A 16,273-nucleotide genomic window follows, 5' to 3' on the forward strand; every position below is an offset into this window, starting at 1 on the left:
TTATGGAAGCCGTTGCCGACGTGTGTCACCAGCTGTTCGGCATTGCCCCGGGGTCTATGCTGCTGGTGTGCCTGCTCGTGTTCCTGGCGGGTTACGTCGACGCCATCGCGGGCGGCGGCGGGCTGATCTCGCTGCCCGCCTATATGATCGCCGGCCTGCCCACGCATGCCGCCATTGCAACGAACAAGATGAGCTCGACCATGGGCACCACCATCGCCACCTGGCATTATGCGAAATCGGGCTACATTCAATGGAAGCTGGCGGGCGTTTGCGTGGTGCTCGCCGTAGCCGGATCGACCATCGGATCGAACCTGGTGCTCATCACCAGCGACGCATTCTTGCGCGTATTTCTGCTGGCGGTGCTGCCGATCACGGCCATCTACGTAATGAGATCGAAGAGCTTCGGCAAGCAGGACAAAGAGCCGCTTTCGTCGAAACGTACCGCGGCGCTTTGCGCGCTGGTGGCGTTTTGCGTGGGCATATACGACGGCTTCTACGGTCCCGGAACGGGCACGTTTCTGATGCTGCTGCTCACTGGCGTGGCCCATCTGAAGCTCAAATCCGCCGCCGGCATCACGAAGGCCATCAACCTGACCACCAACGTCACGGCGCTGGTGGTGTTCCTCCTGCATGGCCAGGTGCTGCTGGTGCTCGGCTTGGTTGCAGGCGCCTTCAACATCGTGGGCAACTACTTGGGCTCCCATAGCTTTTCGAAGAACGGCGGTGCGGTCGCCCGACCCATCACCATCGTCGTCCTGGTCATCTTCTTCGCGAAGGTTATTTGGGATTTCGTCGCCTAAGCCGTGAAACTACCCGCCGCTGGCTGCGGATGTTTCACGTGAAACGCCACCTGAAAATACAAGGTGCATGACAATCGGGTACTATGGAAGCATACTGAAACGAGCGCGTCGGTCGCGCGGGTGAAAGGATTCGAACATGAAGTGCGTTATCAGCGTTCTTGGCAAGGATCGTAGCGGTATCGTCGCAGCTGTTTCGGTTGCGCTGGCCGAATGCGGTGCCAACATCGACGACATCAGCCAGACCATCTTGGGCGAAATGTTCTCCATGACCATGCTGACCACGCTGGACACTGAGAAGGCTGACTTTAACGCTGTGCAGGAGAAGCTTGAGGGCGTCGCCTCTGAGCTGGGCGTGCAGATCACCATCCAGCGTGAGGACGTTTTCCAGTTCATGTACAAGATCTAGTTCGCGAATCGGATCGTGCTGCTTGCGAACAAGGGCGCAAGCCGAATCGCTTGCATACAAGCCGCCGAACGACGGCCCGGAGTCGGAGACTCCGGGCCTTTTTGCGCACCGTTATAATAGGAAACTGTGACCCATCAGACGATCAGGGAGAAGTCGAATGACCCGAATCTATTCGTACACCCAGCCGCTCGATGCCGATATCGTCGACGCGTTCTGCCTCATGCAGAAGGGCTTCACCGATCAATTCGTGTATTACCGCAAGGACCGTCCTACGCGTTTCATGGGCTTGGGACGCTGCATCGCGCTGCCGACCTTGGACGAGGCCGAGTGTGAGCTGACGGGGCCGGCCGCCGAGCAGCCGGTGTTCTTCTCGTTCAATCGCTTCGACGCGCACAACCCAGCGCCGGCAGATGAGCTGTTCCAATCGTTTCCCAACTTGCATTTCATGCTGCCCGAGGTCGTGCTCATCGAGAATGAGAGCGGCGCTTTCCTGCAGGTGAACTCCCTTGGTCCGGTGTACGCCGGTCGCGTCGAGCGCTTTGCGCGCCTTGCCTTGACGGCGCCGCATCGCACGCGCCGCACCGTTTCGTACCAGCTGGAGCTCGATTCGCGGTCCGCTTGGGAGCAGGCGGTGGGAAGCGGGCTCGACGCCATCAAGGGCGGCCGCGTGGAGAAGGTGGTGCTTTCGCGCCGCCTGAAACTGCGTGCCGACGAGCCATTCTCTTCGAAGGACCTGTTGGTGAACCTGATCGACGGCACCGCGCACGGAACCGTGCTGCTCTACCGCTACGCCGACGTGTTCTTCTGCGGCTGCACTCCCGAGTTGCTCGTGCGCAAAGCCGGCTGCGAGCTGGAAAGCATGTGCTTGGCGGGAACCTGTCCGGCATCGCCCGACCCCGCCGAGAACGAGCGCCTTGCGCAGGGCTTGCTGAATGATGCGAAGAACCGTGCCGAACATGACTACGTCGTGCGATTCATCCGGGATGTGCTGGGCCGCACCTGCTATGCGGTCGATGTCCCGAAAGAGCCGACCATCATGCCGTTGACGCGCATCCAACATCTGATGACGCCTGCGCGCGCAAAACTGCTTGAAGGCGTTGACCTGTGGTCGATGATGGGCGATTTGCACCCCACCCCCGCGGTTTCTGGCACCCCGGTCGGCGAGGCGAAGATGCTCATCCGCCAGATTGAAACCTACAACCGCGGCTTCTTCGCCGGCGCATGCGGCTACGTGGATGCTGCGGGAGATGGCGAGTTCAGCGTGGCGCTGCGCACCGGCGTGTTCGACGGCGAGATCGGCTACGTGTACGCCGGATGCGGCATCGTCGATGGCAGCCGCGCGGCGGACGAGTACGATGAGATCGCGCTGAAGCTGAAAACCGTGCTCTCCGCATTCGATGGCGAAGCCGGCGCGGCTTCGTTCTGCGCCGCGCAAATCAACCCGCAAAAAGCAACGCAAACTGCGGGTCAAACCGCTTCGCAAGCTGCTGCGCAAACCAGAACCTCAGGGAAAGGGGAAGCTCGATGACCGTCGCCGATCCGCGCGCAACCGCGCGCTTTTTGGGAGCGTTCTTCGATGAGCTTGCGAAATGGGGCGTGCAAAACGTGGTAATCAGCCCCGGTTCGCGCTCCACCCCGCTGTCTATGACCGCCTACGAGCTGTCTTGCCGCGCTCCGCAACGGATGAGCACGTATGTGGACATCGACGAGCGCGGCGCCGCTTTTCTGGCGTTGGGTATGGCGAAGGCGTCCGGTCGTCCGGCGGCGCTGGTGTGCTCGTCGGGCACGGCCATCGCCAACTACTATCCTGCCATCCTCGAGGCGGAATCCTCACGTGTGCCCCTTATCGTGCTGACGGCCGACCGCCCGCCGCAGCTGCAGGGGCTGGGTGCCCCGCAAACCTGCGACCAATCGCACGCTTACGGTACGCACGTGCGCGCCTATCGCAGCATGCCCTTGCCCGCAGATGATGAAGGTTCGCTGCGCTTCGCTCGCCAAGCTGCCCGCGAGGCGTGCATCGCCGCACTCGGGTTGTGCGAGCCTGCGCAAAACCAGGGAGCGCAAAACTCCTCGGCAGCGCCCTCGGCTGCGGCGGCGTGCGCATCCCAGCGTCTTGCCGGAGCCTGCTTCGGCGGCCCGGTGCATCTGAACTTCCCGTTCGACGAGCCGCTGAAGCCCGACGTGACGCTGCCCGACCTGTTCGACGCCGGTGTCCCTTGCGCCGAGTCCGCTGCGGACAGCGCGGCTCCCGGGGCAAAACCCACTCGAAAGCCGTTGCTTCCCGTCGGCGTCGCGCACGTGCACGGGGGTATGGAAGGCGTTGCGGCGGCGCAGCTTGCCCGTGAGCTGCTGGCCAACAGCGTGCTGCTGCTGGCGGGCGAAGGCTCCTGCGCCACGCACGAGGAGGCGCAGCGCGTGCTGGCCTTCGCGCGCACCTTCGCCATTCCCGTGCTCGCCGACCCGCTCTCGGGCCTGCGCTCCTTCGACGATCCGCTGGTGATCGGCAACTACGACAGCGTGTTCCAGCCTGGCGGCATCTCGCCTGACGAAAGCCTGAACCCGCAGATCATCGTGCGTTTTGGCCGCTACCCCGTGTCGAAGCGCGCGACGCAGTGGGCCCGTGCGCGCGAGGACGCCGGCGTGTTGCAGGTTGTGGTCGACCCCTTGGAAACGCGCGACACCAACGCCGCCACCACGGTGTTCGTCCGCACGAAGCCCGCCGATTTCGCGCAAAGCATGCTGCGCGCGCTGCGCGTGGAGGACGGCCCCGCGGCGGCAGGCGCCAACGACCTCTCGTTCGCCAACGCCTGGCAGCAGGTGGAGGAAGCCGCCGCAAAACGCATAGCCGCGGTGGATGCCGACGAAGAACCCGGTGCCGACGGCTTCGAGGGCGCCTACGTCCGTCGCGTGCTGGAGCTTGCCCCCGAAGGCTCGTGCCTGTTCGCGGCAAACTCCATGAGCGTGCGTGCCGTGGACACCTTCTACCTGAAGGGCGGCAAGCAGCTGACCGTGTTGGCGAACCGGGGCCTGAACGGCATCGATGGCACGGTTTCCACGGCCATCGGCGCCTCGCGCTGCTTCGGCCGCACCACGCTGATCACGGGCGATTTGACCATGCAGCACGACTTGAATGCCCTGGCGTTGCAGCGTGAGCTTCGCGTGCAGCGGCAGCTCGTCGACGCCGCAGGCGACGAGAACCGCGCGCCGAAACAGGGCGCCAAGCGTAATAGCTGCGAAACAAACGCCGGTGAGCAGGGCATTACCATCGTGCTGCTGAACAACAACGGCGGCGCCATATTCGATATGCTGCCGCAGAAGTCGCAGGAAGCGTATTTCGAGCGCCTGTTCCTCACGCCTCAGGACGTGGACTTCCAGGCAGCGGTCGCCGCATTCGGCGTGCCCTACAGCAAAACGGCCACGTTGGCCGAGTTCGACCGGGCGTATCGAGCATCGCTGGATGTTCCGGGCATTAGCTTCATCGAAGTGCCCGTGCCCCTGCAGGGTCTGCGCGAACGCTACGCCAAGTATTGGTAGGCGCTCGGCGCGCAACCGTCGCTGGCAAGGTAAGCGCTTTGCGCGATTATCGCCGCAGCGTCGGCGATTTGCGCCCTAGCGCTGCCGGCATACTGTGTTGTACGCAACACATACAACGATAGAACATCAAGGGATCGAGGAGGCGCTCATGGAAATGATGAACGAGCAGTCGGAAACCGCCTGCTTCGACGTTGACGGAGTCCGATATCGTTACCTGTATATGAAGGAGGATAATCCCGCCCGCGGCCGTCGTCGCACCCCGGTGCTGTTCGTGCACGGATTCGCGCAAAACGCGCTGTCCTGGTTCCCCACGAGCCGCACCATCTTCCTTGAGCGCGACGTGTACGGCATTGACCTTGTCGGCCACGGCGGGTCATCGGTCCCGGTCCATCCGGCGCCGTACAGCTTGCCGGCCATGGGTGAGGCGCTCCTTGCCCTTATCAAGCTGATTCCGGGAAAACCCCTGGTCGTTGCTTATTCAATGGGTGGGCGCGTTGCTCTTTCCGCGTTGCTCGAGGTCGGCCCTGCCACCTTCGCAAAGCAAACGAGCGGCTTGCTTCTGGAGAGCGTGGGCATGGGACCGAAAACGCAGGCGGAGCGCGATGCCGCCATCGAGCGCGATGCCGACATGGCGCGCCGCCTGCGCGAGACGCCGCTGAAGGACTTCATGACCTACTGGGAGAACCTGCCGCTGTTCGAATCGCAGAAGGCGTTGCCGAGGAAGGTTCGCGCCGCGGTGCGCGCCAACAGGCTTGCCAACGACCCCGAGGCGCTGGCGAAGTGCGTGGAATGCGCAGGTCAGCACCGCATGCCCTCATATCGCGAGACCACGGCGGCGCTGCGCGACCTCGGCTTGCGTGGCTACCCGGCCCTCTACCTTGCTGGCGAAAAGGACGTGAAGTACAGCAAGCTCGCAGCAAGCCTGCACGAGGAGGGCATCGTGAGGACGCGCATCGCGCCGAAGGTGGGGCACAACGTCCATCTGGAGGCCCCCGAGGTGTTCGCCGCCTGCGTGCACAGCGTGGCGACTCGCTAGCAGGGAGTCGCCGCCCGCCCGTGCAGCCTGACGCCTGCCGTCCGCCCGTGTTGCGTGGCGGCGCGCTAGCGGGGCGTCCCCGGTCCACTCGAACAACGTGGTGCCGGGCTGCGAGCTCCGCGGCCTTATCCGTCAGTCCCCTCTCAACGGCCTGGAAGGCGCTTGCCGTAACCTTGCTCCAAGGTACTTGCGGCAAGCGCCCGTTTCGCCCCTTCCATTCCGTGCCATGTTCCCGTGCATTGCTGATCAGCGTCTTGACGTGGTGCTACTTTGCTACAATGCACTCATTGGAAACCAGTATGCACGCAAGTTCGAATCAACTCGAAACAGAGGCTCACCGGCTATGGATGACAAAACGCAAGGTACCGAGCAGCAAGACCAGCTATCCGATATGTCGAGGGACGAACTCGATGCGGAGATCGGCCGCTTGCTCGGCGTCTATCCCGTCGTGCGCTTTCTTGACGAGCGCGACATAGAGGAAGATGAATCTTGCCTCCTGTACGGCGGCGCGTGCGTTTGCATGCGCGGGGTGTGCAAGGACATTCTGCGCGATGGAGGTTCCCGAACGCATAGGGTGCTCATGGGCGATCAGGTCCATCGCGCATCGGCTTGGTACGTGAACGTCGATGGCAAGCCGGGTGTGCTCATGTGCGCTCAGCCCATCGACGCGGTCGCTGGCGGCTTGCCTTCCGAGGAGCTGCTCTATCACGATGCGCTATCGGGCGCGTACAACCGGCGATTCTACGAGGACAACCTGCGTAATCAGCACGTGTTCGCCGGCGTGGCGGTTTTGGACCTGGACGATTTCAAGCTGGTCAACGATACGCTGGGCCATCATGCCGGCGATGTCGCCATCAAAACGGCCGTGAGCGCGCTCAGGAGCTGCATCCGGTCCAGCGATATGCTCGTGCGTTACGGCGGCGACGAGTTCGTGCTGGTCATCCCCGGCATTTCCGCTGACGTCTTCGCGCGCAAGCTGCACGATATGGTGGATAAGCTGGCCGAAACGCCCGTTCCCGGATACGAGAACATCAACCTCACCGTCAGCATCGGCGGCGTGTTGTCCGAGGGTCGCACCGTCGAGGAGGCGGTGCGCCAGGCGGATGGCCTCATGTACAAGGCGAAGGGCCGCAAGAACCTCGTCATAACCGATTCCGACGACCTTGATCCCTACGAGTTCCATAAACCGTTGCTGTTGGTGGTGGACGATTCCGAGATGAACCGCGTCATCCTGAGCGAGATGCTCAAGGACCAGTACGAGATCCTCGAGGCGGATTGCGGCGAAGCGGGCATCGCGTGCCTGGAACAGCACGGAAGCGGCATCTCCATCGTGTTGCTCGACATCGTCATGCCCGGCGCCGACGGTTTCGACGTGCTCTCCTGCATGTCGCGCAACGGCTGGATCGACGACATCCCCGTCATCATGATCTCGAGCGAAGACTCCGACGACTCGGTGCTACGCGCCTATGAGCTGGGCGCTTCCGACTACATCAGCCGCCCCTTCGACTCGCGCATCGTGCGCCAGCGCGTCAGCAACATCATGCGCCTCTACACCAAGCAACGGCGCCTTTCCACCATGCTCGCGCAGCAGTTCTACGAGCGCGAACGCGAAAGCCGCATGCTCGTCGACATCATGGGCGGAGCCATGGAGCTGCGCAACGGCGAAAGCGGGCCGCACGTGCAGCATGTGCGCAAGCTCACCGAGATGATGCTGGAGCATCTGATGCGCAAAACGGACCGCTACCACATCACCTCAAGCGATCGCAGCACCATTGCCGCCGCCTCCACGCTGCATGACCTGGGGAAGCTATCCATCCCCGACAACATCTTGAACAAGCCGGGCAGGTTGACGTCCGAGGAGTTCGAGATCACGAAGACCCACACCACCATCGGCGCCGATATGCTGGAGGGCATGGTGCAGTACCGCGACAGCGCCCTGGTGCGCACCGCGCGCGACATCTGCCGCTGGCATCACGAGCGCTACGACGGCAGCGGATACCCTGATGGGCTGAAGGGCGAGGAGATCCCCATATCGGCGCAGGTCGTGGCATTGGTCGATGTCTACGACGCCCTGACCAGCGACCGCGTGTATAAGAAGGCGTTCTCGCACGAGAAGGCCATGCACATGATCTTGAACGGCGACTGCGGCGCGTTCAACCCGCTGCTCATCGACTGCCTCATCGATCTGCAGGACCGTATCGTGGTCGAGAAGGACGAGCAAGATCCACCCCCCCCCTATTTCAGTGAATGACGAGGGGGCGGGAAAGAGCGGAAGCTTGATCGATGAAGGGCGCCCCGATGATGAAAATGGGCCGACAAGGAAAGGCGAGATAGGCCATGAGTGCGATTGAGAGCGCATATAACCAGGTAGGAGCCGATTTCAACGACGTGTTGCGCCGTTTCACCAGCGAGGAGCTTATCGTGCGATTCGCCAAGAAGTTCCTGGAGGACGGCAGCTTCGAGCAGCTGGGCGAAGCGCTGCGAAGCGGCAACGCGGATGCTGCGTTCCTTGCCTCCCATACGCTGAAGGGCGTCGCGCAGAACATGGGCTTCACCGGCCTATACGAGCCGTCGAACGCGCTGACCGAGGAGCTGCGCGCCAAGCCTACCGACCTCACGCGGGCGAAGGAGCTGTTCGAGCCTGTGGAGGCCGAGTACGGCAAGACGGCGGAGGCCCTGCGCGCCGCCCTGTAGCAACCGCGCGGCCTGGCTGCACAATGGAATGGGGAACCTCAGACGCTCCGTACGATGCGGATATCGTGCGGAGCGTGCTTATGTCGGGCGAATTCGCTACCATTGTTTCGTACACGTAAAACTTCGCGCAAACCCTTGCGTTTTCGCGTAGCAGCGGAAGGAATCACATGAGCGACATCCAGTGGCAACCTGGAAAGCAATACCGCGAGATCGTCTACGAAACGTACGAGGGCATCGCGAAGATCACCATCAACCGTCCCGCCAGGCGCAATGCCTTCACGCCCCTGACGGTCAACGAGATGTACGACGCGTTCTCCGTTGCGCGTGACGACGCCTCCGTCGGCGTCATCATCCTCACGGGCGCCAACCATGGCGGCCGTCACGAGGACGAGGCGTTCTGCAGCGGCGGCGACCAAAAGATCCGCGGCAACGGCGGCTACGTCGGCGAGGACAACATCCCCCGCCTGAACGTGCTCGACCTGCAGCGACTGATCCGCGTGGTGCCCAAGCCCGTCATCGCCATGGTCAACGGCTACGCCATCGGCGGCGGCCATGTGCTGCACATCCTGTGCGACCTGTCCATCGCCGCGGAGACGGCGAAGTTCGGCCAGACGGGCCCGAAGGTGGGCAGCTTCGACGCCGGGTACGGCGCGGGCTACCTGGCGGCCATGGTCGGCCAGAAGAAGGCGCGCGAGATCTGGTACCTGTGCCGTCAGTACACGGCGCAGGAGGCGCTCGACATGGGCATGGTCAACAAGGTGGTGCCCTTCGAGCAGCTCGAGGAGGAGACCGTGCAGTGGGCGCGCGAGATGCTGCAGTTCAGCCCCACGGCGCTGCGCTTCATGAAGGCGTCCTTCAACGCCGCCACCGACGGCTTGGCCGGTCTGCAGCAGTTCGCCGGCGACGCTACGTTGCTGTACTACACCACCGACGAGGCGAAGGAGGGCCGCGACGCGTTCAAGGAGAAGCGCAAGCCCGACTTCTCCAAGTACCCGAAGTTCCCGTAAGTCGTTTCAGTAGTTCAAGGTAAAGGTAGGCGCAGAACCCTCATGATCGGCGTATTCGAAGGCATGGTGCGGCAGAACCCGCAGCGCACGTGCTTCACGTTTGTCGATAAGGAAGGGAACGTGGAAGCGTTCTCGTATAGGGAAGCCCGCATGATGGCGGCGGGCCTGGCCAGCTTGTTGCGTCGAAGGGGCGTCGAGCCAGGCGATGCCGTGGTGATCGACCTGCCGAACAACCCGGCCTTCGTCATCATGCTGCTTGTGGCCGCCTACGGCGGGTTCTCGCTCATCACCATGAACACGCGCCTGACCGATGCCGAGAAGCAGGCGCGCCTGCTCGACCTGCAGCGCTCCCGCGCTGTGAACATCGCCTACACCGTCGATATGTCGAACGCGGCGCACCTGCTGCAAACCGTGGCCGACGAGGCCACCGGCACCGCTGAGACGGCTTCCCATGGCCGCGGCCATGCGCAGCGCACGGCCTTTACGGCGCGCACCAACATCGCCACGGCCGAGGCCCGCACCACCCGCGCGCTCGGCCGTGCGGGCCACGGCCGCCAGGCGGCGGCGCGCCGCCGCGAGGACGTCGCTCGTCAGGATGCCGTGGAAAGCGTCATCCATTTCGCCGAACGCGGCGCGCATGTGTTCGATCATGGCGCCGTGGCAGTGGTCATGTTCACTTCCGGCACCACCGGCCGCTCGAAGGCCGTGCCCTTGACCTGGGACAACCTGTGCGGCTCGGCGGCGGTTTCGAATGCCTCGCTCAACCGCCGCGGCGAGGGGCTGTGGCAGGCGGCGCTGCCCTTGTACCACGTGGGCGGCCTGCAGATGGTCGTGCGCAGCTTCCTGAACGCGAACCCATTCATCCTCTACGAGCGCTTCGACGCCCGCCGCGTGCTGGCGGATGCCGCCCGTCGCGGCGCCACCCATATCTCGGTGGTTGACAAGATGCTGCAGGACATGCTGGCGGCGCCGAACGCCGACCAGCTGCGCCGCTACGTGTGCATCCTGCTGGGCGGGGGCCCGCTGAACGCGCAGACGCTCGGGAGCGCCCTGGCCGCACGCGCCCGCGTGTACGCCAGCTACGGCATGACCGAGACGTCCAGCAACATCGCAAACTCCCTGGTGTTGCCCGGTTTCACGGGCGGCATGCAGCTGCTTCCCGGCTACGAGGCGCGCATCGTGGACGCCGGTCCCGACGGGTTCGGCCGCCTTGCCGTACGCGGCCCCGGGTTGTTCTCCGGCTACCTCAACGCGCGGGCCGCCTACACGGCCGACGGGTTCTTCCTCACCGGCGACACGGCGGCGATCGCGCCCGACGGCAAGCTGTACGTCAAGGAGCGCACCGACGACATGTTCATCTCGGGCGGAGAGAACGTCTATCCCGCCGAAATCCGCGAGAAGCTGCTGCGCGTGCCCGGTGTGGCCGACGCCTACATCTTCGGCGCTCCCGACGAGAAGTGGGGCCGCCGCCCCGTCGGCTTCATCGAGCGCGATGCGGCCTTCGACCTGCCCAGGTCTCTGTCCGCCTCCGTCGCCTCGAGCGTCGCGGGACAGCGCGGCCGCACCGTCTCCGACCGCATATTCGCCCAGGAGGCGGCGCGCAGCGTGGCGTCCCAGCTGTCGCGTGTGTACCAGCCCAAGCACCTGTTCGTGCTGGATGCGTTCCCGCGCACGGGTATCGGCAAGGTGGACCGCACGGCGCTGCGCAAGCTCTACGAGCAGCGCATCGAGGTCAAGCGCGTGAACCTGTACCGCATCCGCCTGCCGTTCCGCAAGCCCTTCGCCACGGCGAAGGGGACGCTGTCGTTCCGCGAATCGCTGCTGGTGGAAGTGGTGGACCATGCCGGCCGCACGGGCCTTGGCGAGTGCGCGGCCTTCCCCACCGACTGGTATCTGCCTGAAACGCTCGACCAGGACCTGCGCATCCTGCAGGAGCAGCTCATCCCCTTGGTGCTGAACACGGTGCTCCTGCACCCCTCCGAGGCGGACGGCCTGCTGGCGGCGTGCCCGGGCGCCGACGCGCTGCCCATGGCGCGCGGGGCCATCGAGCCGGCGCTGTGGGACCTGTACGGCAAGATCGTCGGCCAGCCGCTGTGGCGGCTCATCGGCGGGCAGGCGCCCGAAGATGGCCGGCCTGCATCGGCGTCGGCGGGGGCCGCCGTACCCGTGGGCTCGGTGCCCGACACGCTGGCCGCCGTGCAGCGCTGCGTGGACGACGGGTATGCGCGCGTGAAGCTGAAGGTGACGCCGGGCACGGCGCCGTTTTGCGTGCAGGCGGTGCGCGAGGCGTTCCCCGACCTGGTCATATCGCTGGACGCGAACCAAAGCTTCACCGAGCGCGACCTTGACGTGCTGCGCGGCCTTGATGCGCTGGGAATCGCCTGGATCGAGGAGCCCCTCGATCCGCGGCGCACGCCGGCCAACGGCCCGCATGACCTGTTCGCGCGCCTGGCCCAGCTGCAGCGCCGCATCCAAACGCCGGTGTGCCTGGACGAGTCCATCTTCACCGCAAGCGATCTGGCGAAGGCGCTCAAGCACCAGGAGCTGAAGTGCTACGCGCTCAAGGTCGGGAAATTCGGCGGCATCCAGCCTGCGCTGCAGTTCGTGCGCATGGCGAACGCGCGCGGCATGAGCGTGTGGATGGGCGGCATGTACGACACCGGCATCTCGCGGCGCATGCATGCGGCGTTCCAGATGCTGCCCGGTGTGGTCGACGCGGGCGACATCGGCGCTACCTCGCGCTACTTCGACGTCGACGTCACCGATCCGCCGTACACGGTGGAGCGCGGGATGGTCACGCTCGAGCGTCGAGGCCATGAGCACGGCCTGGGCTGCACGCTCGACCGATCGGCCTTGTCGCGCGTGCTCATCGACCAGCAGACATACGAATAGCGCTCGCCGTCCCCGGCGGCGTCATGGCGGCCCGAGGCATCGTTCCCCTCGGGTCGTCGCCGTTCCGGCGAACGGTGCTCGCCTTTTCGGGCCGCTGCGTTCTTGACGCGCAGAGCCGCTTCCCACGCGGCCGCGACCTTGGCACGCGTCGCCCTGCGTCTCCGGCCAGGCTTCGCGCGTGCCCCGCCGTGTGAATCGCCTTACGCAAAACCGCGCATACACCCCAGGCATTATTCATTTGCATCGGAAAATATCCTTTACGAATCCTTTATATAGCCTCGTGTGGGGTATAGTGGTGAGAACTATTTACTCTGACGAGGAGGGTTCGATGAACAACGCTAACGAAGCGGCAGGCGCTTCTATGGCCGCTTCCGGCACGGTGGCAACCGGGTCCGGCGCGCTGCATGATATGGAACATCACGGCAAGCTGGGCATTTTCCGTCTAGTGGCGTCGGTCATCACGCTGATCCTCGGCGCCGGCGTGTTCACGCTGTCCGGCGATCAGGCGGCCCATGGCGCCAGCGGTGCCGCTATCCTCACGGCTTGGGGCATCTCGGCTGTGGGCGTGCTGTGCCTGGTTATGACGTTTTTCGCGCTGTCGCGCCTTAAGCCCCAGCTCAAGGGCGGCATCTACAGCTATGCTGCCGCCGGCTTCGGCGACTTCCTGGGCTTCAACAGCGCCTGGGGTTACTGGATCTCGGCCATCCTGTGCACCGTCAGCTTCTCCGCGCTCCTGTGCGGCGCCCTGTCGTACTTCTTCCCCGTCTTCGGCACGGGCAACAACCTGGCCTCCGTCATCGCGGCCAGCTGCATCATCTGGTTCTACGCGTTTTTGGTCAGCCGCGGCGTGAAGGAGGCTGCGGGCGTCAACCTGATCATCACCATCAGCAAGTTCGTCCCCATCTTCGTCGCGCTTACCGCCATCATCTTCTTCCAGAAGTTCGACGTGAACATCTTCATGGAGAACATGGCGCACGGCTCGATGGAGGGCATGACGTTCTTCGAGCAGGTCAGCGGCACCATGATGGTCACCATCTGGGTGTTCCTCGGCATCGAGGGCGCTGTTGCCATCTCCGGCCGCGCCAAGAAGGACAGCGACGTGGGCAAGGCCACCGTCATCGCCTTCGTCTGCGTGCTCACCATCTATCTGCTGGTCTCCACCTTGTCCATGGGCGTCATGCCGCTCTCCGAGCTGTCCGAGCTGTCCAACCCGGCCCTTGCCGGCGTCATGGAGCGCGCCGTCGGCCCGTGGGGCGCCACACTCATCAACGGCGGTGTGGTCCTGTCCCTGGTGGGCGCCATGCTCGGCTACACCGTGCTCTCCGCCGAGTGCCCCTACGAGGCGGCGGCTCAGGGTGGTTTCGTGAAGGCGTTCGCCCGTGTGAACAAGAAGGGCGCGCCCATCGTCACGCTGGTCGTCACGAACCTGATCATCGAGGTGTTCCTCGTCATCATGCTGTTCTCGGAGAGCACGTACCAGTTCTTCTACGCGCTGTCCGCCGGCATGATCTTGCTGCCGTACCTGCTTTCGGCCGCGTATTTCGCGAAGGTCGCCTTTACCGAGGCCGATTCCTTCAAAGGTAAGCTGGGCGCTCCCGTGCCCGTTTGGCGCGTGTTCGCCGTCCTCGGCGTCATCTACAGCGTGTTCCTTGCATGGGCAAGCGGCGCCGTCGGCGTTACACTCATGTCTATCCTGTATGCTCCTGGCATCTTGCTATATATCAAGGGCAAGAAGGAGCGTAGCCAGCCGTTCTTGGACAACACGCTCGATCGCGTGGTGGCCGCCGTCATCCTCATTGCGGCCATCGTGTCGATCGGCCTGCTGGTCACGGGAACGGTTTCCATTTAGCGCAAGCCGCATGGTATAGGTAGGAATCGGAAGAGGGATAAGACAGTGGAACTGCTTGAAGAGCGCATCAGGCGCGACGGTGTGGTGAAGTCGGAAGGCGTTCTGAAGGTGGACGGTTTTCTGAACCACCAGATGGACATCAACCTGTTCAACGAGATGGGCAAGGAGCTCAAGCGCCTGTTCGCCGACGCGCCCATCAACAAGATCCTCACCATCGAGGCGTCGGGCATCGGCATCGCCGCCGTGGTGGCACAGCATTTCAACGTGCCGGTGGTGTTCGCGAAGAAGAGCCAGTCCATCAACCTTGATGGCGACGTGTACTCCACGAAGATCCAGTCGTTCACGCATCAGCGCATCTACGACGTCATCGTGTCGAAGAAGTTCCTGAACGCCGACGATCACGTGCTGCTCATCGACGACTTCCTGGCCAACGGTTGCGCCCTGAACGGCCTTATCGACCTGGTCGAGGAAGCTGGCGCTACGGTCGAGGGCATCGGCATCGCCGTGGAGAAGGGCTTCCAGCCCGGTGGCGATGATCTGCGCCGTCGCGGTTATCACCTGGAGTCGCTGGCCATCGTGCAGTCCATGAACCCCGAAACCGGTGAGATCGAATTCCGCCGATGAGCTTGCATATGAAGCCCTTCGACCACGACGAGCTGCTCAAGCTTGACGGCGATGTTCCGCTCATCCGTTCCGTGCCATACGGCATCCAGCATATCCTGGCCATGTTCGTGGCCAATCTGGCGCCCATCATGATCATCGCCGGCGCCGCCGGCCTTGACGATGTCTCCACCGGAGGCATGATCCAGGCCGCCATGCTGATCGCCGGCATCGGCACGCTCATCCAGCTCTTCCCCATCGGCCGCTTGGGCAGCGGTTTGCCCATCGTCATGGGCATCAGCTTCACCTTCGTCACCGTGCTCGCGGGTGTGGTGGCTACCTACGGCATGGGTGCCGCCATGGGCGCCATCATCGTGGGCGGCTGCATCGAGGGCGTGTTGGGCCTGTTCGCGCGGTATTGGCGCAAGCTCATCACCCCCATTGTCGCCGCTGTGGTGGTCACTTCCATCGGCTTCTCGCTGCTCTCCGTGGGCGCCACGTCGTTCGGCGGCGGCAGCGGTGCGGCTGATTTCGGCAGCCCGCGCAACCTGCTGCTCGGCACGGTGTCCCTGGTCGCCTGCTTGGCGTTCCAGTGCCTGGTGAAAGGCAAGCAGAAGCATCTGTCCGTGCTGTTCGGCCTGGTTGTGGGTTATATCGTGGCCATCCCGTTGGGTGCTGTCGATTTCAGCTCGTTCTCCGATATCAAGCTGTTCGCCGCACCGTCCATCATGCCGTTCGCGCCTGAGTTCGATCTTGGCGCCATCATCTCGGTCACCCTCATCTTCCTGGTGTCGGCCACCGAGACGCTCGGCGACACCACCGCCGTGTGCCAGACGGGCCTGAACCGCAACGTTACCGACAAGGAGCTCTCCGGCTCCATTGCCGCCGACGGCTTCGTCTCCGCGGTGTCCGGCTGCTTCGGCTGCATGCCCATCACGTCGTTCTCGCAGAACGTCGGCTTGGTGGCCATGACGAAGGTGGTCAACCGCAAGGCTATCGCCACGGGCGCGTGCATCATGATCCTGGCGGCGTTCTGCCCCGTGATCAGCGCGCTGTTCAGCAGTTTGCCCGAGCCCGTTCTGGGCGGCTGCACCATCATGATGTTCGGCAACATCATCGTGGCGGGCTTCCAGATGATCGCCTCCGCCGGCTTCTCGCAGCGCAACATCGTCATCGCGGCGCTGTCGCTGGCCATCGGCGTGGGCTTCACCCAGGTCGCCGAGATCTTCTCATGCTTCCCCGAGTTGGTGCAGAGCGTGTTCGCGCAGAACTGCGTGGCCGTGGTGTTCCTGGTCGCCGTCGTGGCGAACCTGGTGCTGCCCCGGGACATGGAGGTCAACGCCGCGGCTTCCGAAAAGTAACGGTTCCGTAAAACGCGGCCTGACTTTTGGATATAGCGTAAAGGAACCCTGTGAATGCGGGTTCGCATGCCAAAATAGAAGAGCTACCTGATTA

At 63.8% G+C, this 16,273-nt stretch carries 12 protein-coding genes; all 12 read left to right on the plus strand.

Translation table 11 applies throughout. The features are described 5' to 3' along the window. Nucleotides 1–2 precede the first annotated feature (2 nt). The 12 genes from RDW26_RS01460 (at nucleotide 3) to RDW26_RS01515 (ending at nucleotide 16,179) form a co-directional block, all read left to right on the plus strand. On the plus strand, nucleotides 3–800 hold the full coding sequence (locus RDW26_RS01460; RefSeq protein ID WP_307982219.1) for a TSUP family transporter: 798 nt from the start codon (nucleotides 3–5) through the stop codon (nucleotides 798–800). Between the two features lie 136 nt (nucleotides 801–936). Then, nucleotides 937–1,206 carry an ACT domain-containing protein gene (locus RDW26_RS01465; RefSeq protein ID WP_307982220.1) on the plus strand — a complete coding sequence of 90 codons (270 nt, stop codon included), beginning with the start codon at nucleotides 937–939 and terminating at the stop codon, nucleotides 1,204–1,206. 157 nt (nucleotides 1,207–1,363) lie between these two features. After that, nucleotides 1,364–2,734, plus strand: coding sequence for an isochorismate synthase (locus RDW26_RS01470; protein ID WP_307982221.1), 1,371 nt, complete (start codon nucleotides 1,364–1,366; stop codon nucleotides 2,732–2,734). Beyond that, entirely contained in the window at nucleotides 2,731–4,740 is a 2,010-nt protein-coding gene (gene menD, locus RDW26_RS01475) for a thiamine pyrophosphate-binding protein (RefSeq protein WP_307982222.1), read from the plus strand. Before RDW26_RS01470 ends, menD begins: the two co-directional genes overlap by 4 nt. A 148-nt stretch (nucleotides 4,741–4,888) precedes the next feature. After that, nucleotides 4,889–5,776, plus strand: a complete 888-nt coding sequence (locus tag RDW26_RS01480; protein ID WP_307982223.1) for an alpha/beta fold hydrolase — start codon at nucleotides 4,889–4,891, stop codon at nucleotides 5,774–5,776. A 343-nt stretch (nucleotides 5,777–6,119) separates the two neighbouring features. Further along, the gene (locus tag RDW26_RS01485; protein WP_307982224.1) at nucleotides 6,120–8,027 is read left to right on the plus strand and encodes a diguanylate cyclase; all 1,908 of its coding nucleotides are present in this window, start codon (nucleotides 6,120–6,122) and stop codon (nucleotides 8,025–8,027) included. Between the two features lie 86 nt (nucleotides 8,028–8,113). Next, nucleotides 8,114–8,470: an Hpt domain-containing protein gene (locus RDW26_RS01490; RefSeq protein ID WP_307982225.1), complete on the plus strand. Its 357-nt coding sequence runs from the start codon at nucleotides 8,114–8,116 to the stop codon at nucleotides 8,468–8,470. Between the two features lie 167 nt (nucleotides 8,471–8,637). Next, nucleotides 8,638–9,477, plus strand: coding sequence for a 1,4-dihydroxy-2-naphthoyl-CoA synthase (menB, locus tag RDW26_RS01495; RefSeq protein WP_294416228.1), 840 nt, complete (start codon nucleotides 8,638–8,640; stop codon nucleotides 9,475–9,477). Nucleotides 9,478–9,519: 42 nt separating this feature from the next. After that, a complete protein-coding gene (gene menC / locus RDW26_RS01500; protein ID WP_307982226.1) occupies nucleotides 9,520–12,369 on the plus strand; it encodes an o-succinylbenzoate synthase in 2,850 nt (949 codons plus the stop codon). 328 nt (nucleotides 12,370–12,697) lie between these two features. Then, nucleotides 12,698–14,218, plus strand: a complete 1,521-nt coding sequence (locus RDW26_RS01505) for a basic amino acid/polyamine antiporter (protein WP_307979782.1) — start codon at nucleotides 12,698–12,700, stop codon at nucleotides 14,216–14,218. A 45-nt stretch (nucleotides 14,219–14,263) separates the two neighbouring features. Further along, nucleotides 14,264–14,842, plus strand: a complete 579-nt coding sequence (locus RDW26_RS01510) for a xanthine phosphoribosyltransferase (RefSeq protein ID WP_298628405.1) — start codon at nucleotides 14,264–14,266, stop codon at nucleotides 14,840–14,842. After that, entirely contained in the window at nucleotides 14,839–16,179 is a 1,341-nt protein-coding gene (locus RDW26_RS01515; RefSeq protein WP_307982227.1) for a nucleobase:cation symporter-2 family protein, read from the plus strand. Before RDW26_RS01510 ends, RDW26_RS01515 begins: the two co-directional genes overlap by 4 nt. Nucleotides 16,180–16,273 lie beyond the last annotated feature (94 nt).

Source organism: uncultured Senegalimassilia sp. (genome assembly GCF_902464545.1).
Classification (GTDB): Bacteria; Actinomycetota; Coriobacteriia; order Coriobacteriales; family Eggerthellaceae; genus Senegalimassilia.